Origin of the sequence: Ornithinimicrobium avium (assembly GCF_003351765.1) — a bacterium.
Classification (GTDB): domain Bacteria; phylum Actinomycetota; class Actinomycetes; order Actinomycetales; family Dermatophilaceae; genus Ornithinicoccus; species Ornithinicoccus avius.
In genome coordinates, this window is sequence record NZ_CP031229.1 from 2307909 (window position 1) to 2331431 (window position 23523).

The window sequence follows — 23523 nt, forward strand, 5'->3', positions numbered from 1 at the left end:
TCAGACGACCGTCACGCCGAGCAGGGTGCCGATGCCGTACGTGATCGCCATCGCCAGCACGCCGCCGACCAGGTTGCGTCCCACGGCCGGCGTGCGCGGGGAGGCGCCCAGCGTCGCGCTGACGGCGCCGGTGGCGGCGAGCGCGAGGAGCACCGCGACCACCGTGACGGGGACCTGCCAGCCCGCCGGGGGCAGCAGGACCGCGGCCAGCGGCAGCAGCGCGCCGAGGGTGAAGGCCACCATCGAGGCCCATCCGGCGTGCCAGGGGTTGGTCAGGTCGTCGGGGTCGATGCCGAGCTCGGCCTCGGCGTGGGCCGCGAGGGCGTCGTGCTCGGTGAGCTGCCGGGCGACCTCGTGGGCGAGCTCGTCGCTGATCCCCTTGGCCCGGTAGATCCCGGCGAGCTCCTCCAGCTCCTCCTCCGGCTTCTCCTCCAGCTCGCGACGCTCCTTCTCCAGCAGCGCCCGCTCGCCGTCGCGCTGGGTGCTCACCGAGACGTACTCGCCGACCGCCATCGACATCGCCCCGGCTGCCAGGGTGGCCAGGCCCGCGACGAGCACGGCGGTGCGGTCCGGCGTCGCGGCGACCACGCCGATCACCACACCGGCGGTGGAGATGATGCCGTCGTTGGCGCCCAGGACGCCGGCGCGCAGCCAGTTCAGCCGTGAGGCCGAGGATCCCGCGGGCTCGACGTGGGGCGCCGCTGGCTCGGGCAGGGCCGGGCGGTGGCCATCGCTCATCCCCCTACTCTGCCCCGACCTCGGGCCGGTCGGCCAGCACGGACAGCCTTGCCTTCCCGTCGGCCCGGGATGCGGCCGCGGCGTCGCCAGCGCCTACGCTTGCCTGACGATGCACGCGGTGCTGCCGGGCCAGGGCGGATTCTTCTGGGAGGACCACGGCTTCGCCGTCGCCTTCGTCTTCCTGATGGCGATCGCGCTGCTGCGCGGCCAGGCCACCTACTGGATCGCCCGCACCGTGACCGAGCAGGCGCTGCGGCACACCTCCCCGAGCACCGGGTGGCGCGCCGGGGTGCACGCCTGGCTCTCCGGGGAGGGCGTGGCCCGCGGCCGGGACTCGATCCGGCGCTGGGGCCTGGTGACGGTGCCGCTGTGCTACCTCACCGTCGGTTTCCAGACCCTCGTCCTGGCAGCCGCCGGGATGATCGGCATCCCGTGGGGCCGCTTCACCCTGGTCCAGCTGCCGGGTGCCGCGGCGTGGGCGCTGATCTACAGCACGATCGGGTTCGCGCTGTGGGGCGCCGCGATCGCGGCCCTCGCCGGCGAGCCGCTGGCGATCGCCGCGGTGGCGGCGGCGGTGATGGTGGTCCTGGCCACCGTCGCGGTCCGGATCCTCAAGCGGCGCTGAGCGCTCAGCCGACCCAGGTGGGCGCAGGCCAGGCCAGGCTGTGCCCGGTCTCCTCGAGCATGCCCTCCTCGACGGCCCAGACGTCGACCGAGCCCTCGCGCTCGGCCGCGACGAGCAGCCGCTCACCCTCGAGGCCGGGCACCCAGCCGACGAACCGCGGCCAGTGTCCCGTCACCACCTGCTGGCGCAGCGTCAGCATCCCGCCGTCGTCGGCCGCGTAGACCGACACCGTGTCCGTCCCGCGGGTGGAGACGTAGACGTGCGAGGCGTCGGGCGAGACCACGATCCCCGCCGTGGTCGTCTCCCCCGGCCCGGGCCCCTCGGGCACGGTCGTCACGTTCTGCACCGGCGTCCACGCGCCGCCCTCGCGCCGCACCGTGTGCACGGTCTGGTCCAGCTCGCCGACCACCCACAGCAGGTCGGTCCGGCCGGGCGCCAGCGCCAGGTGCCGCGGTCCGCAGCCGGGGGGCAGCACGACGTCCCCGGTATGGCGCAGCGCCCGCTCCCCGACCCTCACCTCGCGCAGCCGGTCGGCACCCAGGTCGCAGACCAGCAGGTCCTCCTCGTCGAGGAAGACGGCCTGGTGGGCGTGCGGCGCGTCCTGCCGGTCGCTCGGGCCCTCACCGGTGAACGCCAGCTCGTCGACCAGCTCCAGGCTCCCGTCCTGCCCCACCTCGACCAGGCCGACGCTGCCGCTGACGTAGTTCGCGGCGACCAGCCACCGGCCGTGGGGCGAGAGCGCGAGGTGGGCGGGCCCCCTGCCACCGCTGTCCGTGGTCGCACCCAGGCCCTGCCCGGGACGCACCCGGACGACCTGACCGTCCCCCTCGCTCACCGCATACAGGTCGTGCGTCCCGGGTGCGCGGACGAGCCAGGACGGGTCGGACGGGCCCTCGAGCGCCTCGACGTCGCCGAACCCCTGCCCGGTGAGCTCGACGCGGGCCAGCCCGGACCGGCCCGGCGGCTGCTCACGGGTGTATCCACCCAGGTAGAGGGTCGTCATCCGGCCATGGTGCCACCCTGGGCCGCGGCAGGGGCCCTAGAGTTGGGCCATGGGCCGCGAGTACGACCAGGACACGACCGTCGGCAGCAGCACCCTGCGGATCCGCACCCGCGGGCGGGCGGTGCTGAGCAACCCGATGACCAACAGGGGGACGGCCTTCACCCTGGCCGAGCGCGAGCTGCTCGAGCTCGACGGGCTGATGCCGACCGGTGAGACCAACCTGGAGAACCAGACCCGCCGGGTCTACGAGCAGTACCGCGCCAACAAGTCGATGCTCGGCAAGTTCCTCACGCTCAACGCGCTGCGCGACCGCAACGAGGTGCTCTTCTACCACCTGCTCGCCGAGCACCTGGAGGAGATGCTGCCGGTCATCTACACGCCGACGATCGGCGAGGCGATCGAGCGGTTCAGCCACGACTACAACCGTCCGCGCGGGGTGTTCCTCTCGATCGACCGGCCGGACAAGATCGAGCAGTCGCTGCTCAACTACGGGCTGCGCGCCGACGACGTCGACCTCATCTGCGTGACCGACTCCGAGGGCATCCTGGGCATCGGCGACCAGGGCATCGGCGGGATCCAGATCGCGATCGGCAAGCTGTCGGTCTACACCGCGGCGGCCGGCATCCACCCGCGTCGGGTGATCCCGGTGGTGCTCGACGTCGGCACCGACAACCTGGGGCTGCTGTCCAACGACCTCTACCTCGGGGAGCGGCACAGCCGGGTCCGGGGGCAGCGCTACGACGACTTCATCGAGCTCTTCGTCAGCACCGTGACCAGGCTCTTCCCGCAGGCGTTGATCCACTGGGAGGACGTGGGCACGGCCAACGCCTACCGGATCCTGGACGCCTACAAGGACAAGGTCTGCACCTTCAACGACGACATCCAGGGCACCGCGGCGGTGGTCCTCGCCGCGCTGCTGGCCGCGGTGGACGTGACCGGGGTGGACCTCGGCGAGCACCGGGTCGTGGTCTTCGGCGCGGGCAGCGCGGGGATGGGGATCGCCGGCCTGGTCCGGGACGAGATGCTGCGCACCGGCAGCTCGCAGACCGAGGAGGAGGTCTACTCGCGGTTCTGGCCGATCGGGATCCAGGGGCTGTACTTCGTCGACGACCACCGGCTGCACTCGTTCCAGAAACCGTGGGCCCGCCGGCGCCTCGACGTGGCGGGGTGGGACGTCAAGGACCCCGACGCCATCGGGCTGATGGACGTCGTGCGCAACGTGCGGCCGACCATCCTCATCGGCACCTCCACCAAGGGCGGGGCGTTCACGCGCGAGATCGTCCAGGAGATGGCCGAGCACTGCACGCGACCGATCATCTTCCCGCTGTCCAACCCCACCAGCCGGGCCGAGGCCACTCCGGCGGACCTGCTGGAGTGGACCGACGGGCGCGCGCTGGTGGCCAGCGGCAGCCCCTTCGACCCGGTCGACCACGGTGGGGTCAGGCACACGATCGCCCAGTCCAACAACGCGCTGATCTTCCCCGGGCTCGGCCTCGGCGTCGCCGCGTGCCGCGCCTCGCGGGTCACCGAGGGGATGATCGCGGCGGCGGCCAACGCGCTGGCAGGGATGGTCAACACCTGGCGCCCCGGCGCCCGGCTGCTGCCGAGCATGAGCGACCTGCGCCTGGTCTCGGCCACCGTGGCGATCGCGGTGGCACGGGCGGCCACGCAGGAGGGCGTGGCCCAGCTGCCGATGACCGACCCGATCCAGCAGGTCTACGACCGGATGTGGCAGCCGAACTACCCCGACGTCGAGGCGATCTGACCGGGGCCGTCCTGGGCGCGTCTGCCCTGCCCGCGTCGGTGCAGCAGCAGCGACAGTCCGAGGACCGCCAGGCCGGCGACCGACAGCCCGGCGCCCACGAGCGAGGGGGCGCGCAACCCGTACCCGGCCGCGATGACCAGACCGCCGAGATAGGCGCCCAGTGCGTTGGCGACGTTGAGCGAGGAGTGGTTCATGGCGGCGCCGAGCGTGCGCGCCGGACCCGCGACACTCATCAGACGCAGCTGCAGGGCGATGACCCACGCCGAGCCCGAGACGGCGATGACCGAAAGGGTGGTCAGGGCCGGGACGGTCCAGCGCGCGGTCTGCCAGAAGGCGAGCAGGGACCCCGCCGAGAGCAGCCCCATGAGCAGCAGGGTGCGCAGCACGGACCAGTCGCTCAGCCGGCCCCCCAGCCAGGTGCCGACCACCGAGAACGCGCCGTGGACGAGGAGGAAGACCGGGACCCACGACCTTCCCAGGCCGGTGACCTGCTCGACGACGGGGGCGATGTAGGAGTACATGGCGAACATGCCGCCGAAACCGACCGCACCGACGAGCATGGTCAGCCAGAACTGCAGCCCGCCGAAGGCCCGCAGCTCGGTGCCGAAGGACTGGCGGTGGTCGGCCGGGAAGACGGGCACCCAGGCCCGGACCAGCACGGCGGTCAGCACCCCGATGGCCGCGACCGCCCAGTAGGCGACCTGCCAGCCGAGGACCTGGCCGGCCCAGGTGCCCAGCGGCACTCCGGCGACCATCGCGATCGGCAGCCCGAGCATGACCGTGCCGACCGCCCGGCCGCCGCGACCCGGTGGGGCCAGGGCGACCGCCACGAGGGCGGCCAGGCCGAAGAAGGCACCGTGCGGGAGCCCAGTCAGGAAGCGCGCCGCGAGCAGCGTGCCGTAGCCGGGCGCCAGCGCCGTGAGCGCGTTGCCGACGGCGAAGACGACCATGAGCGCGACGAGCACCCCGCGGCGCGGCAGCCGGGCGGCTCCCAGGGAGATGAGCGGCGCCCCGACGACGACGCCCACCGCGTACGCGGAGATGACGTGACCGGCGGTGGGGATGTCCACGCCGACGTCCTCGGCGATCTGGGGCAGCAGCCCCATGGTGACGAACTCGGTGATCCCGATCCCGACGCCACCGAGCACGAGCGCGACGACGACCAGTCCCACGTTGCGGGTGCGCGGGGTCGTGGGGGCGGCCGTCGGCGGACGGCCCGGTACGGGCGGGGTCAACGAAGAGGCCCTCTCTGGGGCGGCACGGCGGTGGGGTCCGTCCCAGCCTATGCGCGGGAGCCGCTCCCGAGGGCCCGCTCAGCCCTCGACAGCCTCGGCGATCGCGACGAAGTTGGCCCTGCGGTGCCCGTCGGCGCGCTCGCCGAGCGAGTCGTCGCAGGTGATGAGGGCGATCCTCGCCACGTCGTCCTGGTCTCCCCAGACCAGGGGTGAGGACTGCAGCCCCTTCTTGGACAGCTGCTGGGTGTCGGTCACGACGAACTCGCGCGTCGCGCCGTTGCCGTAGCCGACGGTGATGACGTCGCCCTCGACGACCTCGCCCAGGTCGTGGAAGACGTCCGGCTCGTCGTAGTAGACCATGTGCGCGGCGACGACGGCGGTCCCGACCTGGCCGGGGACGACGCGGCCGGTGCCGGTATACCAGATGGCCTCGCCCTGGTCGGGGTTGATCGTGCCCTGCGCGGTCAGGCCCTCGGGCGCGACCGGCTGCTCGTCGAGGCCGGCCGCGGGCACCGACACCCAGGCGGGTGCGTCGGGGCCGTCGGCAGCGACCTCGGGGCCGGGGGTGCCCGCCAGCGCCCCGACCGCCTGCACGGTCAGCGTGCTCACACCGAGCGTCGCGACGAGCAGTGCGGTCGGGACGAGGAGACGTGGTCCTGCGGTCATCGATCCCTCAGCAGGTGCCGATCAGTGCTGACCGGGACGGCGCCGCATCGCCCAGCCTGCGGCGCCGGCGCCGGCGAGCACGAGGGCCGCACCGCCGAGCATGCCGAGGTTCGTGCCGCCGGGGGTCGAGGGGCCGTCGGTCTCGACCGGGGGGCCGCTCGGCTGGTCGCTGTCGCTCGGCTCGTCGCTGTCGCTCGGCTCGTCGCTGTCGCCGGGCTCGTCGCTGTCGCCGGGCTCGTCGCTGTCGCCGGGCTCGTCGCTGTCGACGGGCTCGTCGGTCGGCTCCTCGGTGAGCACCGGCTCCTCGGTCGTGCCGTCACCGTCACCGGGGTCCTCGGTCGCGACGCTGCCGGCGGGGGCCTGGCAGCCGATGACGTGGGTGATGTTGCCCGGGGACTGGCCCGGCACGTCGAGGGTGTAGTGGTAGGTGCCGTAGCCCTCCCAGGCGTGCACGTCGTAGTCGTCGGCGACCTTGATGACGACGCCGATCCACTCGTTGCCGTCCTTGAGGGTGGAGTCCCACTCCTCACCGACGACGACGTCGAGGACGCCGGGCTGACCGGAGACCACGGAGACGCCGCAGGAGACGTTCTCGTAGCCCTGCTCGGCGAAGTAGCCCTCCCAGAAGGCCGCCTGCGGCTGGCCGGGGATCGCGGTGGCGGTGGCGGCCCCCGCCACCAGGACTGCGGCGGCGCCGGCCCCCGCGGCCAGGCCACGGAGCGTGGTGGTGCGCATATCGGTTCCTTTCACGGCGACGCGCGGGGCCGGTGCCCCACCCGTCCAGGTTGACGGTTCGCACCATTGGTCACATCAGTCACAAACAACACACGTGTAACTCCAGGCGCACCCGCACCATACCGCACACCCGCGGCGAGGTGGTGCTCCCCGCGCCGGGAGCGGGCGCGTCGGCGGTGTCGGACCTCCGAGGTATGGGGCCGCGCCGACGGTCAGCGGTCGGAGGCGTCACGGCGGGGTCGGACCAGCGCCACGACGGTGCCGGAGTCCTCCGGCGGCGGCGAGTGGGCCGTGACCACCTTGGCCTTCTCGTCCTCCACGACGAAGAGCAGCACGGCGTCGGGCTCGCGCTGCCGGAAGTCGGCCAGCGTGTGCTGCTCGGTGAGCCGGGTCTTGCGCACGGTCATCCCCTCGCGCACCTTGGCCTCCAGCTCGGGGGCGGTCAGCGGCGGCTCGAAGGCGACGTTGGCGGTCAGCTTGCTCGCGGTCCGCTGCTTGGCGCCGCCCGGGGTGCCGCTGCGCTGCTCGGGCTCGCCCTGGCGGCTCAGCTGGTAGGTGTTCTGGCTGCCGAGCGTGTGGGCGAACTCGCGCGCGGCGGTGGAGTTGGTCATGTCGTCGTAGGTGCCGGCCACGAGGGAGCCCAGGCCGGCGAGCTCCATGTCCTCCACCGCATACTCCGACAGGATGTGGGTGCGCTCGACGCGCAGCCCCGCCATCCGGGCCTGGCTCACCTCGGCGGGGGCCAGGGAGACCAGCAGGGTCGGCACGCCGAGGCCCTGCAGCACCCCGGCGGCCTGCCTGGCCCAGCTCGGGGCCCCGGCGAACAGGATGCCGTTGGGCGTGGTCGTGGCCAGGCCGAGCCGCTCGGCCAGCCGCCCGACGCCGAGCCCGTAGACGGCCACGGTCACCACGATGGTGACGAAGACCAGCGGGACGAGGTCGGCGGCGTCCACGACGAGCGCGGCCAGCCGCTCGGCCTCGGCCTCCAGGCGCAGCGCCTCCTGGGGCGTGACGTCGAGCGCGCTGGCCTCCAGGTCCGCCCGCTCCGCGGCGTGCTCGATCTCGAGGGCGAAGATGCTGGTGACGGCGGCGGCGACGATGCCGCGCGGCGCCATGAAGGAGAGCAGGGTGCGCTCCTTGCGCGTCGCCGAGGTCCCCAGCAGGCCGAGCAGGACCGAGGCCGGCCGGACGACCAGCATGAGCAGGGCCACGAAGAGGACCGCGGTCGGGGCGACGTCGACGACCTCCGCCGGGGAGATCCGCCCGCCCAGCAGCACGAACAGGGCGCCGACGATGAGCACCTGCAGGTGCTCCTTGAACTCGCGCACGTGCTCCAGGCGCAGCTCGCGCCGGTTGCCCAGGTAGATGCCGAGCATCGTCACCGTCAGCAGGCCGCTCTCGGGCTGCAGCAGGTTGGAGACGACCAGCGCACCGACCGCGGCGGCCAGGAAGACCACGCCGTCGAGGAAGTCGGGGATGAGGTGCCGGCGCATCGCCACCTCGAGGGCCACGCCGAAGAGCACCATCAGCGCGGTGGAGATGAGGACCAGGCGCCCCAGGGTGAGGAGCGCCGGCCCGACCGCCGGCTCGGGGCCGCCGATGATGACGGCCTGGAAGACGAGCACCGCCAGGGCCGCACCGATCGGGTCCACGATGATGCCCTCCCAGCGCAGCATCGAGGACACCCGGCGGGTGGGCCGCAGCTGGCGCACGATCGGGGCGATGACCGTGGGGCCGGTGACGACGAGCAGCGCCCCGATGAGCAGCGAGAGCCGCCAGCTGATCCCGGCGATCATCCCGGAGGCGGTGATGAGGGCCCAGGCGATGGCCACCGTCACCGTGCACAGCCGCACCACGGCGCGACCGAGCCCCCGCAGGTCGCGGAAGCGCAACGACAGCGACCCCTCGAAGAGGATGATCCCGACCGAGATGCTCACGCCGGCGAAAAGCACCTCGCGGCCCAGGACCTCCTCGGGGAGACGACCTGGCCCAGCCCGAAGCCCACGATCAGCAGGAGCAGGATCGAGGGCACCTTCGCCCGGTAGGCGAGGAGCTGGCACGCGGCGCCGAGGGCGAGCACGAGAGCCAGGTAGGGGGCGACGGGCACGGGTGCCAGTGTGCTTCATACCGGGCCCCTCGCGCACCCCGGGCACGGCCCGGGCGCGTCCTACGGCTCGAGGACCTCGAGCAGACCTGCGGCGACGAGGGTCTCTACGGCGCGCCTGGTCAGCTCCTGCGCCGAGCCCTCCGGCGGCGTGCCGAACTCATCCTCCAGCGCCGTCGCGAGCTCGTCCAGGGTGGCCACTCCCACCGCCGCGTGCCGGCGGATCGTCGTCCCGAGCGCGGAGACCCGGTGGACCTGGCCGTCGACGAGGACGAGCGACTCGCCCTCGTGGTGCAGCTCGTCGTGGGCCAGGACGGCGCGGACCCTTACCACGGCGACCTGCGCGCGCAGATCTGCGCGGCGAGGGGCTCGAGGTCGCGCGCCTCGGCATACACGACGCTGCGGGCGCCGCCGGTGCGGTGCAGGACGTCGGCCAGCCAGCGCAGCGGGCCGTCGGTGCGCATGAAGCCGGACGACTCCGGCGTGAGCTCGAGGACGGCGTCGAGGACGTCGAGCTCCGCCGCGCGCGGCGGCCCGGGGTGGTCCGGCTCGCGCCGCAGCAGCACCACACCGGCGAGCCAGGGCGCGACGCGCGGGGCGGAGAGACCGGCCTCGCCCGGGGCCTGCTCGTCCTTGGTCCCGGCCCAGTCGTCGCGCCGGGTCGACAACGGCTTGAGGTAGGGGGCGATCGTCCCGTCGCGGCGCACCCCCACCGTCTCGTCGGTGACGTAGGCGCGGGTCGGGCCGAGCGTGCGGCACAGCGTGGTCTTGCCGGTGTTGCCCGGCGCGACGAAGGCGGCGGTGGCCCCGGTGCCCGGGTCGGCCAGGCCGGCGGCGTGGAGCATCAGCAGCTCGCCGGTGCGGGCGGTGATGACCGCGTGCGTGATGCTCTGGGTCAGGCGCTGCAGCAGACGGGGCAGGTCCTGGTCGTGCACCGTGTTCTCCTGCCGGGTCCACGGCGTGGTCCCGCCGTCCGGCGGGAGCACCCCGGCCTCGACGACGAGCGGCCCGGGCGCGGGCGCACCGGCCGGCGTCGAGGCGCCCGTGCGTCCGGGGCGCAGCGCCAGGTGCCAGCGCGCACGCAGCACCTCGAGCAGGTGCTCGGGCTCGTGCCCCACCACGCGCACGTCGACGTCGGTCCCGAGCACGTGCAGCGGAAGGACCGGGGGCGTGCTCACGCGGACCAGCCTACGGGTGTCCGCAGCCTTCTCCGGCCCCGCCCGCGCTGGTCCCCGACTATCGTCCGCCACATGGAGGGCGCCGACCAGGAGAGCAGCGACGCGGTCCTCGAGCACGTCGTCGACGCGCTGTACGCCGTCGCACCCACCGACTTCGTCGCCGCCCGGACGGCCAGGGTGAAGGGTCTGCGGGCGGACGGGCTGCGCGAGACGGCCAAGCAGGTGGCGGCGCTGCGCAGGCCGAGCGTCGCTGCCGCGGCGGTCAACGCGACGGTCCGCGCCGACGACCCTGTCGTGGCCCGGCTGGAGGACCTGGGTGCCCGGATGCGCCACGCACAGTCCGCGCTGGACGCGAGCGCCCTGTCGGCCCTGCGCGGCGAGCGGGAGGAGGTGCTGGCTGCCTGGGTGGCAGCCGCGCGCGAGCACGCAGGTGGGCTGACCGCGGCGGTGGAGGCCGAGGTGCGCGACACCGCGGTCGCCGCGCTGGCCGACGCGGCCGCGAGCGAGGTGGTCACCAGCGGCAGCCTGACGCGGGCCCTGAGCTACAGCGGCTTCGGCGAGGTGGACGTGGCCGACGCGGTCGCCCGCACCAGCACCGGCGTCGTGCTCACCCGCCTCGAGGGCGGCCGGGGTGAGCAGCCGGCGCAGGACGAGGACGAGGACGCCGAGGAGCCGGCACAGGACGAGGACGAGGACGCCGAGGAGCCGGCGCAGGACGAGGACACCCCCCGACCGGCGACACGGTCGGCACGCGGCGGCGCAGTCGGCGACCTCGAGATGGCGCTCGACGCCGCGGAGAAGGTCGTCGCCGCAGCACGCGCCGCCCGCAAGCAGGCCGCCACCGACCAGGCCGCCGCCCAGGAGGCCGCCACCGGGGCCGTCAGCCGCGTGGAGCAGGCCGAGCAGCTGCTCCGGGAGGCCCGGGAGGAGTCCGAGCGCGCGGTCGAGGTGGCCGAGGCAGCAGCCCGGACCCTGGAGGCGGCGGAGGCAGAGCTGCGCCGGAGCCGCCAGGAGCGGGACACGGCCCGGGCCGCGCTCGAGGAGGCCGAGGACCGCTAGACGCCGCTGGCCGCGCAGAGGCGTCCCCGCAGTCGCGACCGCCGTCAGCCCTCAGCCCTCAGCCCTCAACCCTCAGCCCGGACACACGGACCTCCCCGGAGGCAGCCCGGGGAGGTCCGTCGCGTCCAGTGTGCCCCAGGGCGCGTCAGCGGCGCTGGTCGATGCTGCGGATCAGGCGCCACACCAGCGGGAAGGTCGCCGCGGCGATGCCGGCCTTGAGGATGCCGGTGAGGACGAAGGGCTGGACGCCCCAGGCGAACAGGGTGGCGGGGTCGGCCACCCCGAGGACGAGCCCCATGAACGGCACGCCGACCAGGAACGGGACGACGGTCGCCCCCAGGAAGGCGAGCATCGCGAGCAGCGGCCGGCGGTCCCACGCCCGCTCGGCGCACCAGCCCGCGAGCGCCGCGGCGGGGACGAACCCCAGGACGTAGCCGAACGACGGGGCCAGCGCCATCGCCGTCCCGCCGTTGCCCTCGGCGAACCACGGGACCCCCGCGAGGCCGACCAGCAGGTAGAGCAGCAGCGCCCCCGCCCCGCGACGCATCCCGAGGGCCCCGCCCACGAGCATGACCGCGAGGGTCTGGCCGGTGACCGGCACCGGCCACATCGGGACGGTGACCTGGGCGAGCAGCCCGACGACGGCCGCACCGGTCGCGACCAGCGCCACGTCGGTGAGCGCCGAGCTGCGCGGGACGAGGCGGTCGGCGAGCACGCCCGGGCGCGCGGTGAGGGCAGCGGTCGACACGGGTGGGACCTCCTGGTGGGTCGGCGGTGTGGTCGGCGGTGACGTACGCCGCACAGCCTGCCACAGCACGGCGCGACCGCGCGGCGCAGGTTGACGCGCACGTGAGGTTGGCGGATCGGGAGCGCGACGGCATACCCTGAGGACCGCACCGACGCCGGTCCCCTGCCCGCAGGTCGACCGGCGTCGCCGTGAGCGGCCCGCGGGGTGCGGACCGCCCGAGATCCAGGAGCCTGACGTGAAGATCGCCGTGCTGAACGCCGGGGGCGACTGCCCCGGCCTCAACGCCGTCATCCGGGGGGTGGTGCTCAAGGGCGACCGCATCTACGAGCACGAGTTCGTCGGGGTCAAGGACGGCTTCCGGGGACTCGTCGAGGACGACATCGTCCCTCTCCCCCGCCAGCACGTGCGCGGGCTGTCCAAGGTGGGCGGCACGATCCTGGGCACCTCCCGGGTCAGCCCCTTCGTCGACGGCCGCACCGACCGGGTCAAGGAGGTCCTGGCAAAGCACGACATCGAGGCGCTCGTCGCGATCGGCGGCGAGGGCACGCTGACGGTGGCCCGCATGTTCCACGACGACGGGATCAACGTCGTCGGGGTGCCCAAGACGATCGACAACGACCTGTCGGCGACCGACCGGACGTTCGGCTTCGACACCGCGGTCTCGATCGCCACCGAGTCCATCGACCGGCTGCGGACGACCGGTGAGGCGCACAGCCGCTGCATGGTCGTGGAGGTCATGGGCCGCAACGTCGGCTGGATCGCGCTGCACGCCGGGATCGCCGCGGGCGCGCACGCGATCCTCATCCCGGAGGTGCCGGTCACCCGCGACCAGGTGTGCGGGTGGGTCCAGCACGCCATGGATCGCGGCCGCGCGCCGGTGGTCGTCGTCGCGGAGGGGTTCAGCTTCCCCGGCGAGGACCAGCAGGCGAGCAGCGAGCGCACCGACACCCTCGGCCGCCGACGTCTCGGCGGCATCGGCGAGCAGGTCACCCGCATGGTCGAGGAGCGCACCGGCATCGAGACCCGCAACACCACGCTGGGCCACCTTCAGCGCGGCGGCGTGCCCAGCTCCTTCGACCGCGTCCTGGCCACCCGGTTCGGCACCGCGGCCGTCGACTCGGTCAGCGCCCGGCGGTGGGGCACGATGGTGGCGCTGCAGGGCATCGACATCGTCAACGTCAACCTGCACGACGCGACGAGCGCGCTCAAGTCCGTGCCGCGCGAGCAGTGGGACGAGGCCGCGATCCTCTTCGGCTGAGGTATGCGGTGCGCCGGCGCCCCGCGCAGGGGCACCGCCGAGCTCCCCGGGTCAGCCGGCGAGCGCCAGGTCCTCGCCCAGCTCGGGCACGACCTGGTCACGCACCGCCGACTCGACCAGCTCCACCGTGCGCTCCGGGGTGACGCGCAGCGCGATCGCCAGCTCAGCGGTGAGCAGCCCCATGGCCTCGTTGAGCAGGTTCGCCTCGCCGTAGGAGACCTTGACCTCGTCGTCGCGGCGGGTCACGTCCCGCACCAGCCCGGCGATCTTGAGCAGGTCCCCGCTGCGCAGACGCTCGGTGTTGTGCTTGAAGCGCCGCGACCAGACCTTGTCGAAAGGCTCGCCGTCGTCGGCGAGCGCCTCGAAGACCTCGCGCACGCGCGGACCGTCCATCACGGCGCGCACCCCGATCTCCTCGGCGGCGTCGACGGGCAGGGCGACCGACATGTCGTCGGCGTGGACGCTCAGGATCAGGTACTCCCTGCGCTCTCCCTGGATGACCCGGCTGGTGACCTTCTTCACGGTCGCCGGTCCGTGCTGAGGGTGAATAAGCACCTGGCCTCTGCTGAACTGCACCAAAATAGTCCTTCCACCTTTCGATCCCCGCGTTATCCCGCCCGCACATTGTTCATTCTACCAGAAATCCGATAAAATTCAATACAGACCGGACGACTGCCTTTCCGGGCCCTTCCCGGGCGGCACCGGCACCGGCCCTACGATCGGGTCCATGACGTTCCCCGCCGAGGCCGAGCCACCCACCGCCGACGACGTCGACGCCGCCGCCGAGCGGATCCGCGGCCGGGTCGCCCGCACCGGGCTCACCCCGAGCCCGCGGCTGTCCGAGGCGACGGGGGCCAGCGTCTGGCTCAAGCGCGAGGACCAGCAGCCGGTGCGCTCCTACAAGGGCCGCGGCGCCGCCAACCTCATCGCCCAGCTGGACAGCGAGCAGGTGTGGTCGGGCGTGGTCTGCGCCAGCGCCGGCAACCACGCGCAGGGGGTCGCGCACGCGTGCGCCTCGCTCGGCGTGAGCGCCCGGATCTACCTGCCGGCCAACACCCCCAGGCAGAAGCGCGAGCGGGTGGCCGCGATCGGCGGTGACTGGGTGGAGACCGTCGTCGGCGGCACGACCTACGACGACGCGGCGGCGGCCGCGCTGGCCGACGTCGAGCGCACCGGCGCCACGCTGGTGCCCGCGTTCGACCACCCGCACACCGTCGCCGGCCAGGGCACGATCGCCCGGGAGGTGCTCGAGGACCTGGTGGACCTGGGTCGGCGGCTCGACGTGCTCGTCGTGCCGGTCGGCGGTGGCGGCCTGCTGGCCGGCTGCCTGACCTGGCTGCGCGAGCGGCACCCGGGCGTGCGCGTGGTGGGCGTCGAGCCCGCCGGCGCGGCCAGCATGATCGCCGCCACCCGGGCGGGCGGTCCGGTGACCCTGCCGGCCATCGACCGGTTCGTCGACGGCGCGGCGGTCGCCCGCGCGGGGGAGGTGACCTACGAGGTCGTGGCACGGCATACCCCCGGGCTGGTGGCGGTGCCCGAGGGGCGCGTGTGCACGGAGATGATCGCGCTCTACCAGACCGAGGGGATCATCGCCGAGCCCGCCGGGGCGCTCGCGGCGGCCGCCCTGGACGTCGCCGGGATCGAGCCGGGGCAGAACGTCGTCGCGGTGGTCTCCGGCGGCAACAACGACGTGCTGCGCTACCCCGAGGTGATGGAGCGCTCACTGGTCCACGAGGGGCTCAAGCACTACTTCCTCGTCGACTTCCCGCAGGAGCCGGGCATGCTCCGGCTCTTCCTGGACGAGGTGCTCGGGCCGGACGACGACATCGCGCTGTTCGAGTACACCAAGCGCAACAACCGCGAGACCGGCCCCGCGCTGGTCGGCATCGAGCTCGGCTCGCGGGAGGACCTGGACCCGCTGCTGGCGCGGATGGCGGAGTCGACGATCGACATCGAGCCGATCCCGCCGGACAGCCCGCTCTTCCGCTTCGTGCTGTAGGCGCGGCGCAGGCGCGGGCGGCGGCGCGCGGATACGTTTCTGGGGAGGGCTGTCGATCCGTGGCCGCCTCGTCCGTCAGGGGAGCAGAGGACGCGGACCCGCGGACCCGACACCGACCAGGAGGACCACCCGATGAGCCGATACCTGCTGCTGCTGCCCGCCCCCGAGTCCGAGTGGGCGCAGCTGCCTCCCGAGGAGCACGAGAAAGGCATGCGGTCGCACGAGCAGTTCCACCGCGAGCTCGCCGACGGCGGTCACACGATCGTGGTCACCTCGCCGCTGGAGCCGAGCGCGCAGGCCACGTCCATGCGCCCGGACGGCAGCGGCGGGACGACCCTCACCGCGGGTCCCTTCACCGAGTCCGTCGAGCAGGTGGTCGGCTTCTACCTCGTCGAGAGCGAGGACGAGGCGGACCTACGGGCGTGCGCCGAGCGCTTCGCCTCACGGGGCGAGCTCATCGAGCTCCGTCGCCTGGCCGAATGAGGCGGAGAGGCACCGTGCCGGAGCCGGCGCGGCAGCGATCGCGGCCACGAGCGGCCGAGACCTGCGCGCAGGGGTGCTCCGCGGAGCACCGCGCGCCGGGGTGCTCCGCCGGAGCACTCCGGCCGGTCCGGCGGCCCTAGAGCTGCTCGACGTAGGCCTCGCTGTGGTGCGGGAGGCCCTGCGACCCGACCCGCCGCGGCCACCAGAACCGCTCGCCCAGCAGCCGCACGATCGCGGGCACCAGGATCGTGCGCACCACGAGCGTGTCGAGCAGCACGCCGATGCAGATGACCACGCCGATCTGGGCGAGGACGACCAGGGGCAGCACGCCCAGCACCGCGAAGACCGCGGCCAGCAGGATGCCGGCGCTGGTGATCACGCCGCCGGTCGCGCCGAGCGCCCGCAGGACGCCCTCGCGCGTCCCGTGACCACGCGCCTCCTCCAGGGTCCTGGTGATGAGGAAGATGTTGTAGTCCACCCCGAGCGCCACGAGGAAGACGAACGCCAGCAGCGGCATCGTGGCGTCGATCGCGCCGAAGTCGAAGATCTTGGTGAAGACCCACCACGAGACACCCAGCGCCGCGGAGAAGGTTGCGACCACGCTGGCCACGAGGATGACCGGCGCCAGGACCGAGCGCAGCAGGAGCGCCAGCGCCAGCAGCACGGCCACGAGGATGAGCGGCATGACCACGAGCCGGTCGCGCACCGCCCCGTCGTCGGCGTCCGTCGTCGAGGCGTCGCCGCCGGTGACGTAGGTCGCCGGCTGGCCCGTCAGCGTCTCCCGGACCTGCTCCACCGTCGTCCGCGACGCGTCGCTGCCGGGTTCGGCCTGCAGGACGAGCCGCACCTGGCCGATCCCCTCGACGGGCGGCACCGCCGTGGCGCTCGTGACGCCCTCGACCTGCCCGAGGGTGTCGGCCAGGTCCTCCACCCGGGACTGCTCGTCGGTGCGCGTCACGACCAGCACCGGGTCGGAGGTGCCCGCCGGGAAGGACTCGGCCAACCGCTGCGCGGCGCTGATCGCCTCCGGCGTCCGCAGGAACTGGTCCTCGGGGGCCAGCCCGCTGCGCAGCTGGGTGAGGCCGAAAGCCATCGAGGCCAGCACGACGAGGGTGACGACCACGTAGCGCGCCGGTGCCAGGGCGACCCGGTCGCCCACCCGGCGCCACGCCGAGCGCGACTCGCTGAGCACGGTCTGCCCCTCGCGGGGCACCTGCGGCCAGAAGATCCAGCGGCCCAGCGCGACGAGCGCGCCCGGCAGCACGCCGAGCACGAACGCGGCGGCGACCACGACCCCGACGGCGCAGGCCAGCCCCAGCCCACGGGTGGAGGGGAAGACCGACAGCAGCAGGCACAGCACGCCGACGATCACCGTGCTCGCGCTGAAGAGGATCGCCTCCGCCGCCCGGCGCAGCGCCAGCGCCATCGCCTCGTGCCGGTCGTGGTGGTTGCGCAGCTCGTCGCGGTAGCGGGAGATGAGCAGCAGCGCGTAGTTGGTGCCCGCGCCGAAGACGAGGACCGAGAGGATGCCGACCGTCGACTCGTCCCACGGCACGCCGACCAGGGCCAGCACGCGCGTGGCCGCGACCGCCGCGACCTGGTCGGCGACGCCGACGACCGTCAGCGGGACGATCCACAGCAGCGGGCTGCGGTAGGTGACGATGAGCAGCAGCGCCACCACGCTGGCCGTGACCGCCAGCAGCGTGATGTTGGCGCCGTCGAAGACGGAGGCCAGGTCGGCCTGGACGGCCGCGGGACCGGTCACCTGCGCGGTCACCCCCTCGGGCACCGCACCGTCCAGGTCCGCGCGCAGGGCGGAGACGACGTCGCGGGCGACGCTCGCCGAGGCGGAGTCGACCGTCAGCACGCTCAGCGCTGCGGTCCCGTCCTCGGACGGGATCAGCGGTATGCCGCCCTGGCCGCCAGCCACGCCGGGAGGCGGGCCACCCTGACCTTCGCCGCCCCCGCCGACGGGGCCGTCCTGGGCCGGAGCCGGCTGCCCCTGCGCCCCGTTGCCCTGGTCGTAGGTGGCGGCGAGGTCCTGCATCACCGTCCCCAGCTCGGGCAGGTCCGCCCGGATGTCGTCCGCGGTGAAGAGCACGATCGCGGCAGAGGTGCCCTCGTCCGGCAGCTCCTGCAGCAGCTCCTGACCCTGCGTGCTCTCGTAGCCGGCGGGCAGGCTCGACAGCGGCGAGGGGTCCTTCTCGGCCTGACCCACCCCGCCGACGAGCCAGCCGCCGATCACGAGGGCGAGGACGGCGAGCACCCAGGCCCGTCGTCCGGTCAGCAACGACACGAGCCTGTCCATGCGGTGATCCTCTCGGCTACTATCCAGGGTGAGGGAGCAGATGTCTAAGTAAGTGAGATACTAAGTGACAGAGGCTAGCACGCCGGAGGCCGCCTGGCTCGGGTCCTGGCGCCGCAGCGACGCGCTGGAGGCGCTGCGCCGCCTGCTCGCGACCAGCGGGCGGGTCTCACCTGCCCTCGCCCGTCGCACCGGCCTCACGCACACCGAGCTGGCGGTGCTCGAGCACGTCATCGAGGACCCGGTCGGGCCCACCGAGCTGGCGCACCGCCTCGGCGTCACCTCCGCCGCGGCGAGCGGCATCGTCGACCGGCTGGTCGCACGGGGCCACGCGAAGCGCCAGCCGCACGAGTCCGACCGGCGGCGCACCGTCGTCGAGGCCACGGCGAGCGGGCGCGAGGAGGTCCTGGGGCACATGATGCCGATGTTCCGCGAGCTGGCCGAGCTGGACGCCGCGTTCACCGACGAGGAGCTGGCCGTCGTCCTGCGCTATCTCGAGGGAGCCACCCGGGCGGTCTCCCGCCTCCTGTGACGGGCGCCCGACCGCCCCCGTCGTTCCTGCAAATAGCGGCTACCCTTGGTCCGTGACCTCCCCCTCCCCCGCCGCCCGCCCCGCCACGGCGATCACCGTCTCGGACCGCAGCTCCGACGGCCGCCGCGAGGACGAGTCCGGCCGGGTGCTCGTCACCGCGCTGCGCACCTACGGGTATGCCGTCGACGAGCCGGTCGTCGTCCCCGACGGCGTGGAGAGCGTGGCCGCAGCCCTGCGCGGCGCCGTGGGTCAGCGGCACCGCCTCGTGGTGACCACCGGAGGCACCGGGATGGGGCCGCGCGACCTGACGCCCGAGGCGACCAGGCAGGTCATCACCCGGGACAACCCCGGGCTGGCCGAGCTGCTGCGCCACGAGGGCGCACGCCATACCCCCTACGCCGCCGCCTCGCGCGGGGTGGTGGGCGTGGTGGACTGGCCCGACGACGTGGGCGTCGGAGGTACGCTCGTCGTCAACCTGCCCGGCCGACCCTCGGCGGTGCAGGAAGGCATGGACGTGCTCGGGCCGCTGCTCGAGCACCTCATCGACCAGGTCGCCGGAGGTGACCACTGATGGTGAGCGGACCGCTCGTCGACAGCTACGGCCGGGTGCACAAGGACCTGCGGGTCTCGGTGACCGACCGCTGCTCCCTGCGCTGCACCTACTGCATGCCCGAGCAGGGGGTGCCCTGGCTGCCGCGCGACACGATGCTCAGCACCCCCGAGCTGCTCCGCCTGGCCGGCGTCGCCGTCGGCCTCGGCATCGAGGAGGTGCGCCTGACCGGCGGCGAGCCGCTGCTGCGCCGCGACCTCGTCGACGTCGTGGCCGGGCTGGCCGCGCTCGACCCGGCGCCGGAGATCTCGATGACCACCAACGGGGTCGGCCTGGCCAAGAACGCGCAGGCCCTCAAGGACGCCGGGCTGACCCGCGTCAACGTCAGCCTCGACACGCTGCGCCGCGAGACCTTCATCGAGCTGGCCAAGCGGGACCGGCTCAAGGACACCCTGGAGGGCATCGAGGCGGCCGCGTCCGCCGGGCTGACGCCGGTGAAGATCAACACCGTCCTCATGCGTGGCGTCAACGACGTCGAGGCCGTGGACCTGCTGCGCTTCGCCCTGGCCCACGGCTACCAGCTGCGCTTCATCGAGCAGATGCCGCTGGACGCCCAGCACCAGTGGGACCGCTCGCAGATGATCGTCGGCGAGGAGATCCTGTCCTGGCTGCGCACCGAGTTCGACCTGGAGCCCGAGCCGCAGGAGTCCCGGGGCAACGCGCCGGCGGAGCGCTTCTACGTCGACGGCGGGCCGCAGACGGTGGGAGTCATCGCCTCGGTGACGATGCCCTTCTGCGGGTCCTGCGACCGGGTCCGGCTGACCGCCGACGGCATGGTCCGCAACTGCCTGTTCGCCACCGGCGAGACCGACCTGCGCACCCCGCTGCGGGACGGCGCCGACGACGAGGCCCTCGCCGACCTCTTCCGCGCCTCCATCGGCGCCAAGCTGCCGGGGCACGGCATCAACGAGCCCGGCTTCCTGCAGCCGCCGCGGCCGATGAGCCGCATCGGGGGCTGAACCCGTGAGCGAGCCCGCCGAGTCTCCCGCCGGCGCGCCGGCCACCACCCGGCCGGCAGCTCACCACCCGCTCGCACCCGTCCGCCTCACGCCCGGCTACTTCGCCGGCGTCATGGCGACCGGCATCGTCTGCATCGGCGCCCAGCTCAAGGGGTTCACGCTGCTGGCCACCGCGTTGTTCTGGCTCACGGTGGTCTTCTACGTCGTGCTCCTGGTGCTCACCGGGTGGCGGCTGCTGTCCTTCCGGCACCAGATGTCGGAGGACTTCCACGACCCGGCACGGGCGTTCGGCTTCTTCACCTTCATCGCGGCGACCAACGTGCTGGCCGCCTCGCTGGTGGGCACCGGCCACGTGGTGGTGGCCGGGGTGCTGCTCGCGGTGGCGGTGCTGGCCTGGCTGGTGCTCGGCTACGTCATCCCCTGGACCTCGGTGCTCGGCATGAAGCGCCGCCCGATGCTCGACACCGCCAACGGCACCTGGTTCATCTGGGTGGTGGCCAGCCAGTCGATCGCGGTCGTGGCCGCCGGCCTGGAGCCGCTCTACGAGAGCCAGCGCGAGTGGCTGGCGATCCTCGCCGTCCTCGCCTGGTCGGTGGGGGTCGTCCTGTATGCCGGGTGCGCCGTCTTCGTCGCGCTGCGCGTGATGCTCTACCCGCTGCGCCCCGAACACCTGGACCCGCCCTACTGGGTGGCGATGGGGGCGGTCGCCATCACGATCGTGGCCGGCGCCCGGATCGTGGAGATGAAGGACGCGCCGATGATCGACGTGACGCGCGACCTGGTCGCCGGCATGTCGGTGGTCTTCTGGGCGTTCGCCACCTGGTTGATCCCGGTGCTCGTCGCCGCCGGGTTCTGGCGGCACCTGCTGCACAAGATCCCGCTGGTCTACCAGCCCACGCTGTGGAGCATGGTCTTCCCGCTCGGCATGTACGCCGTCGCCGGCATGTACCTCGGCCAGGCCAACCGGCTGCCGGTCGTGGAGGCCATCGGGGCCGGCTGGTGGTGGGTGGCGCTGGTGGCCTGGACGCTGGTGGCCGTCGGCATGGTCCGCTCCATCGTGCGCGCGGTGCGCGCCGTGCCGGCCGGAGCCCGGGCGGCGTAGCGCGCCTGTCGTAGCGCTCCCCGCAGCGGCGACGGACTTCACCCCCGACCTGCGTACGGTTCTTGTAGAGATCGCGTGATGCAGCGCGAGTGATCTACAACGACCGTACGTGAGTGGTGCGTGACCTCAGCGCATGCTGTAGACCTTGCGCGCGATCGTCAGCCCGACCAGCGACAGCAGGCACACCGCGATGTAGTAGATCGCCGGGGAGATGTCGGCGAAGTGGTCGACCAGCCAGGCGAGCACGAGCGGGGTGAGCCCGCCCAGGGTGGTCACGCCCACGTTGTACGCGAGCGACATACCCGTGGTCCGCACCTCGGTGGGAAACAGCGCCGACATCATCGCCGGCAGCGGGGCGAAGTAGGCGGCCAGGACGATGCCGAGGACGATCTCGACGATGGTGAGCATCCAGATCGACGGGTTGTCGATGAGGCTGAGGAAGAGCGGATAGACCACCAGTCCGCCCACGACCGCGGCGACCACCATGATCGGCACGGTCCCGATGCGGTCGCCCAGGTGACCGAACACCGGGGCGAGCACGAGGGTGACCAGACCGGCGACGGACGCGCCGACGAAGCCGGAGTAGGCGGGCAGCTCCAGCGCCGTGATCGCGAAGGTCGGCATGTAGAGGATGAGGTAGACCGACATCGTCGCGACGCCGACGCACGCGGCGCCGGTGAAGACGCGGCCGAGGTGGTGGGTCAGGACGGTGCCCAGCGGCACCGCCTCCCGCTGCTCGCGCTCCTCGACGGCGACGAACTCGGGGGTGTCCTCCATCGACTGGCGGATCCACCAGCCGACCGGGCCGATGAGCATGCCGAAGATGAACGGCACCCGCCATCCCCAGGAGTAGAGCGCATCGTGGCTCAGCGTGGTGGTGAGCACCCAGCCGAACAGGCCCGCCAGCAGCAGCGAGATGCCCTGCGTCGCGACCTGCCAGCTGGCGTAGAAGACCTTCTTGTCCGGGCTGTGCTCGGTCATGAAGGTCGTGGCCGAGCCGAACTCGCCGCCCGCCGAGAACCCCTGGATCAGCCGGGAGAGCAGCATGAGCACCGGCGCGGCGACGCCGATCGTGGCGTAGGTCGGCGAGAACCCCATGATCCCCACGCCGAGCGTCATCAGCGCGATCGTCAGCGTCAGCGCCGCCTTGCGCCCCCGCCGGTCGCCGTAGTTGCCGATCACCATCGCGCCGACCGGGCGGATGAAGTAGGTCAGCGCCAGGGTCCCGAAGACGGCCAGCAGCGCCACCGTCGGGTCGGCGTCCTCCGGGAAGAACAGGTCGGAGATCACCACGGCGAAGAAGCCGTAGACGATGATGTCGAACCATTCCAGGGCGTTGCCCATCGAGGCGGCCACGACCGCCTTGCGCGCCCGGGCGCGCTGCTCCGCCGTCACCGCCGCCGGTGCCGACACTGCTCCGGCCGGGCCGGTCGGGGACTCGCTCACGCTCACTGCCTCTCGTGCGGGACCCCACCGACCTTACGCCCGCCGACGACGCCCCGCACGGCGGGCGCCCGCGCCGGTCAGCCCCCTGCGAAGGGCGGGAGGACGTCGAGGACCGCGTCGTGGGCGAGGGGGGTCCCGCGGTCGCTGACGTACTGTCCCTCGTGCAGCACCGAGCTGCGTCCGAGCACGCGGCCCAGCTCCTCCCCGTGGAGCTCGACCAGCCGGTCGAGCAGGCTGCCCAGGTCGTCCGCGTGCACGACCTCGGACCCGGTGCCGGCCGCCTCCGCCGCTGCGGCGAAGAATCTGACGGTCGCCATCGTCATCCCTCTTTCTCAGGTAGCTGTCCGGCCATCCTCCCACGTCGCAGGCGCCGTTCCCAGCCCTCCAGGTCCGCCCAGGTGTCCACGTCGCCCACGTGCTCCCCGCCCGCGTCGACCGCCCACCAGGCCAGGTCGCCCACCAGCCGTCGGACCGAGGTATGCCGTGCGCCCGGCAGCGCGGCCAGCGCACCCTCGAGCGCGGCCCGCCGGTAGAGCGCGAGCAGCCACTGGCGGTGGCCGGTCCCGTCGACGTGACTCACCGCGTCGACGTCGTCGGGCACGCGGGTCAGGGCCGCGCGCAGGCTCGACAGGGCCTGCGCCGCGGCCGGCTGGTCGACGGCCACGACCGCGACCCAGGGGGCCGGCCCGCCGTCGCGGCCGGCACGCCCCAGCACCGCAAGCCCGGCGTCGATGCCGGCCACCGGCCCGCCGTCCGGCGGGTCCTCCAGGGTGCGCAGGACGCCTGGCGGCACGGCGGTGTCGCCGACGACCACGACGCGGCCGCCGAGGGAGGGTGCCGCGTCCAGGACGCGGTCCAGCAGCGGGCGGCCGTCGAGGACCAGGGCGGCCTTGTCCTGGCCGCCCAGCCGCTCGCCCCGGCCGCCGGCCAGGACGAGCAGGTCGACCGCGCCCGGCGGCCCGTCACCCACGCC

General features: G+C 73.4%; 25 protein-coding genes. 10 read left to right on the forward strand and 15 right to left on the reverse strand.

Annotated features, from left to right (window positions below):
* Positions 1–738, reverse strand: coding sequence for a VIT1/CCC1 transporter family protein (locus tag DV701_RS10530; protein ID WP_114928268.1), 738 nt, complete (start codon positions 736–738; stop codon positions 1–3).
* A gap of 109 nt (positions 739–847) precedes the next feature.
* On the opposite strand from DV701_RS10530, the gene DV701_RS10535 reads away from it, so the two are divergent.
* Positions 848–1363: a DedA family protein gene (locus DV701_RS10535; protein ID WP_162802963.1), complete on the forward strand. Its 516-nt coding sequence runs from the start codon at positions 848–850 to the stop codon at positions 1361–1363.
* A 4-nt stretch (positions 1364–1367) separates the two neighbouring features.
* Here DV701_RS10535 and DV701_RS10540 read toward each other — a convergent pair whose 3' ends face one another.
* A complete protein-coding gene (locus tag DV701_RS10540; protein WP_114928269.1) occupies positions 1368–2366 on the reverse strand; it encodes a lactonase family protein in 999 nt (332 codons plus the stop codon).
* Between the two features lie 49 nt (positions 2367–2415).
* Between DV701_RS10540 and DV701_RS10545 the strand changes: the two genes are divergently transcribed.
* The gene (locus DV701_RS10545) at positions 2416–4131 is read left to right on the forward strand and encodes an NAD-dependent malic enzyme (RefSeq protein WP_114928270.1); all 1716 of its coding nucleotides are present in this window, start codon (positions 2416–2418) and stop codon (positions 4129–4131) included.
* On the opposite strand, the gene DV701_RS10550 is transcribed toward DV701_RS10545, so the two are convergent.
* From DV701_RS10550 to DV701_RS10575, 7 genes are all read right to left on the reverse strand, one after another.
* Positions 4107–5366: an MFS transporter gene (locus DV701_RS10550; RefSeq protein ID WP_228254972.1), complete on the reverse strand. Its 1260-nt coding sequence runs from the start codon at positions 5364–5366 to the stop codon at positions 4107–4109. The two genes, DV701_RS10545 and DV701_RS10550, sit on opposite strands and share 25 nt — an antisense overlap.
* Before the next feature lie 78 nt (positions 5367–5444).
* Positions 5445–6032: a class F sortase gene (locus DV701_RS10555; RefSeq protein ID WP_114928272.1), complete on the reverse strand. Its 588-nt coding sequence runs from the start codon at positions 6030–6032 to the stop codon at positions 5445–5447.
* 21 nt (positions 6033–6053) lie between these two features.
* The gene (locus DV701_RS10560; protein ID WP_114928273.1) at positions 6054–6767 is read right to left on the reverse strand and encodes a hypothetical protein; all 714 of its coding nucleotides are present in this window, start codon (positions 6765–6767) and stop codon (positions 6054–6056) included.
* Positions 6768–6979: 212 nt separating this feature from the next.
* The gene (locus DV701_RS10565; RefSeq protein WP_162802964.1) at positions 6980–8704 is read right to left on the reverse strand and encodes a cation:proton antiporter; all 1725 of its coding nucleotides are present in this window, start codon (positions 8702–8704) and stop codon (positions 6980–6982) included.
* Positions 8701–8874 (reverse strand): hypothetical protein, encoded by a 174-nt coding sequence (locus DV701_RS18250; protein ID WP_162802965.1) that lies wholly within the window; start codon positions 8872–8874, stop codon positions 8701–8703. The genes DV701_RS10565 and DV701_RS18250 overlap by 4 nt, the downstream gene beginning before the upstream one ends.
* 60 nt (positions 8875–8934) lie before the next feature.
* Positions 8935–9204 (reverse strand): hypothetical protein, encoded by a 270-nt coding sequence (locus DV701_RS10570; protein ID WP_114928275.1) that lies wholly within the window; start codon positions 9202–9204, stop codon positions 8935–8937.
* Positions 9198–10049: a hypothetical protein gene (locus tag DV701_RS10575; protein WP_114928276.1), complete on the reverse strand. Its 852-nt coding sequence runs from the start codon at positions 10047–10049 to the stop codon at positions 9198–9200. Before DV701_RS10575 ends, DV701_RS10570 begins: the two co-directional genes overlap by 7 nt.
* A gap of 72 nt (positions 10050–10121) precedes the next feature.
* Here DV701_RS10575 and DV701_RS10580 point away from each other — a divergent pair, with 72 nt between their 5' ends.
* Positions 10122–11108 carry a hypothetical protein gene (locus DV701_RS10580; protein WP_114928277.1) on the forward strand — a complete coding sequence of 329 codons (987 nt, stop codon included), beginning with the start codon at positions 10122–10124 and terminating at the stop codon, positions 11106–11108.
* Between the two features lie 145 nt (positions 11109–11253).
* Here the strand turns inward: DV701_RS10580 and DV701_RS10585 are convergent, their stop codons facing one another.
* The gene (locus tag DV701_RS10585; RefSeq protein ID WP_114928278.1) at positions 11254–11856 is read right to left on the reverse strand and encodes a biotin transporter BioY; all 603 of its coding nucleotides are present in this window, start codon (positions 11854–11856) and stop codon (positions 11254–11256) included.
* A gap of 235 nt (positions 11857–12091) precedes the next feature.
* On the opposite strand from DV701_RS10585, the gene DV701_RS10590 reads away from it, so the two are divergent.
* A complete protein-coding gene (locus DV701_RS10590) occupies positions 12092–13114 on the forward strand; it encodes a 6-phosphofructokinase (protein ID WP_114928279.1) in 1023 nt (340 codons plus the stop codon).
* 51 nt (positions 13115–13165) lie between these two features.
* Here DV701_RS10590 and DV701_RS10595 read toward each other — a convergent pair whose 3' ends face one another.
* The gene (locus DV701_RS10595) at positions 13166–13690 is read right to left on the reverse strand and encodes a CarD family transcriptional regulator (RefSeq protein WP_228254973.1); all 525 of its coding nucleotides are present in this window, start codon (positions 13688–13690) and stop codon (positions 13166–13168) included.
* Positions 13691–13841: 151 nt separating this feature from the next.
* Here DV701_RS10595 and ilvA point away from each other — a divergent pair, with 151 nt between their 5' ends.
* Together ilvA and DV701_RS10605 are read left to right on the forward strand one after the other, a co-directional pair.
* On the forward strand, positions 13842–15113 hold the full coding sequence (ilvA, locus tag DV701_RS10600) for a threonine ammonia-lyase IlvA (protein ID WP_114928281.1): 1272 nt from the start codon (positions 13842–13844) through the stop codon (positions 15111–15113).
* 132 nt (positions 15114–15245) lie between these two features.
* Positions 15246–15596, forward strand: coding sequence for a YciI family protein (locus DV701_RS10605; protein ID WP_114928282.1), 351 nt, complete (start codon positions 15246–15248; stop codon positions 15594–15596).
* Positions 15597–15732: 136 nt separating this feature from the next.
* On the opposite strand, the gene DV701_RS10610 is transcribed toward DV701_RS10605, so the two are convergent.
* Entirely contained in the window at positions 15733–17904 is a 2172-nt protein-coding gene (locus tag DV701_RS10610) for an MMPL family transporter (RefSeq protein ID WP_114928283.1), read from the reverse strand.
* A 64-nt stretch (positions 17905–17968) separates the two neighbouring features.
* Between DV701_RS10610 and DV701_RS10615 the strand changes: the two genes are divergently transcribed.
* From DV701_RS10615 to DV701_RS10630, 4 genes are read left to right on the forward strand one after another with little or no spacing between them, the layout of a single operon-like run.
* A complete protein-coding gene (locus DV701_RS10615) occupies positions 17969–18433 on the forward strand; it encodes a MarR family winged helix-turn-helix transcriptional regulator (RefSeq protein ID WP_114928284.1) in 465 nt (154 codons plus the stop codon).
* 52 nt (positions 18434–18485) lie between these two features.
* Positions 18486–19004, forward strand: coding sequence for a MogA/MoaB family molybdenum cofactor biosynthesis protein (locus DV701_RS10620; RefSeq protein ID WP_114928285.1), 519 nt, complete (start codon positions 18486–18488; stop codon positions 19002–19004).
* On the forward strand, positions 19004–20002 hold the full coding sequence (gene moaA / locus DV701_RS10625) for a GTP 3',8-cyclase MoaA (RefSeq protein ID WP_202863500.1): 999 nt from the start codon (positions 19004–19006) through the stop codon (positions 20000–20002). Before DV701_RS10620 ends, moaA begins: the two co-directional genes overlap by 1 nt.
* Positions 20003–20006: 4 nt before the next feature.
* Entirely contained in the window at positions 20007–21104 is a 1098-nt protein-coding gene (locus DV701_RS10630) for a tellurite resistance/C4-dicarboxylate transporter family protein (RefSeq protein ID WP_228254974.1), read from the forward strand.
* A 126-nt stretch (positions 21105–21230) separates the two neighbouring features.
* Here DV701_RS10630 and DV701_RS10635 read toward each other — a convergent pair whose 3' ends face one another.
* The 3 genes from DV701_RS10635 to mobA form a co-directional block, all read right to left on the reverse strand.
* Entirely contained in the window at positions 21231–22550 is a 1320-nt protein-coding gene (locus DV701_RS10635; protein ID WP_228254975.1) for an MFS transporter, read from the reverse strand.
* A 77-nt stretch (positions 22551–22627) separates the two neighbouring features.
* On the reverse strand, positions 22628–22873 hold the full coding sequence (locus tag DV701_RS10640) for a MoaD/ThiS family protein (RefSeq protein ID WP_228254976.1): 246 nt from the start codon (positions 22871–22873) through the stop codon (positions 22628–22630).
* Positions 22870–23520 carry a molybdenum cofactor guanylyltransferase gene (gene mobA / locus DV701_RS10645; protein ID WP_162802967.1) on the reverse strand — a complete coding sequence of 217 codons (651 nt, stop codon included), beginning with the start codon at positions 23518–23520 and terminating at the stop codon, positions 22870–22872. The genes DV701_RS10640 and mobA overlap by 4 nt, the downstream gene beginning before the upstream one ends.
* Between the last annotated feature and the right edge of the window lie 3 nt (positions 23521–23523).

Excerpts from the sequence above, each read along its gene's own strand:
- DV701_RS10530 (WP_114928268.1), bottom strand. The coding sequence starts at position 738 with ATGAGCGATGGCCACCGCCCGGCCCTGCCCGAGCCAGCGGCGCCCCAC.
- DV701_RS10535 (WP_162802963.1), top strand. The coding sequence starts at position 848 with ATGCACGCGGTGCTGCCGGGCCAGGGCGGATTCTTCTGGGAGGACCAC.
- DV701_RS10540 (WP_114928269.1), bottom strand. The coding sequence starts at position 2,366 with ATGACGACCCTCTACCTGGGTGGATACACCCGTGAGCAGCCGCCGGGC.
- DV701_RS10545 (WP_114928270.1), top strand. The coding sequence starts at position 2,416 with ATGGGCCGCGAGTACGACCAGGACACGACCGTCGGCAGCAGCACCCTG.
- DV701_RS10555 (WP_114928272.1), bottom strand. The coding sequence starts at position 6,032 with ATGACCGCAGGACCACGTCTCCTCGTCCCGACCGCACTGCTCGTCGCG.
- DV701_RS10560 (WP_114928273.1), bottom strand. The coding sequence starts at position 6,767 with ATGCGCACCACCACGCTCCGTGGCCTGGCCGCGGGGGCCGGCGCCGCC.
- DV701_RS10580 (WP_114928277.1), top strand. The coding sequence starts at position 10,122 with ATGGAGGGCGCCGACCAGGAGAGCAGCGACGCGGTCCTCGAGCACGTC.
- ilvA (WP_114928281.1), top strand. The coding sequence starts at position 13,842 with ATGACGTTCCCCGCCGAGGCCGAGCCACCCACCGCCGACGACGTCGAC.
- DV701_RS10605 (WP_114928282.1), top strand. The coding sequence starts at position 15,246 with ATGAGCCGATACCTGCTGCTGCTGCCCGCCCCCGAGTCCGAGTGGGCG.
- DV701_RS10610 (WP_114928283.1), bottom strand. The coding sequence starts at position 17,904 with ATGGACAGGCTCGTGTCGTTGCTGACCGGACGACGGGCCTGGGTGCTC.
- moaA (WP_202863500.1), top strand. The coding sequence starts at position 19,004 with ATGGTGAGCGGACCGCTCGTCGACAGCTACGGCCGGGTGCACAAGGAC.
- DV701_RS10640 (WP_228254976.1), bottom strand. The coding sequence starts at position 22,873 with ATGACGATGGCGACCGTCAGATTCTTCGCCGCAGCGGCGGAGGCGGCC.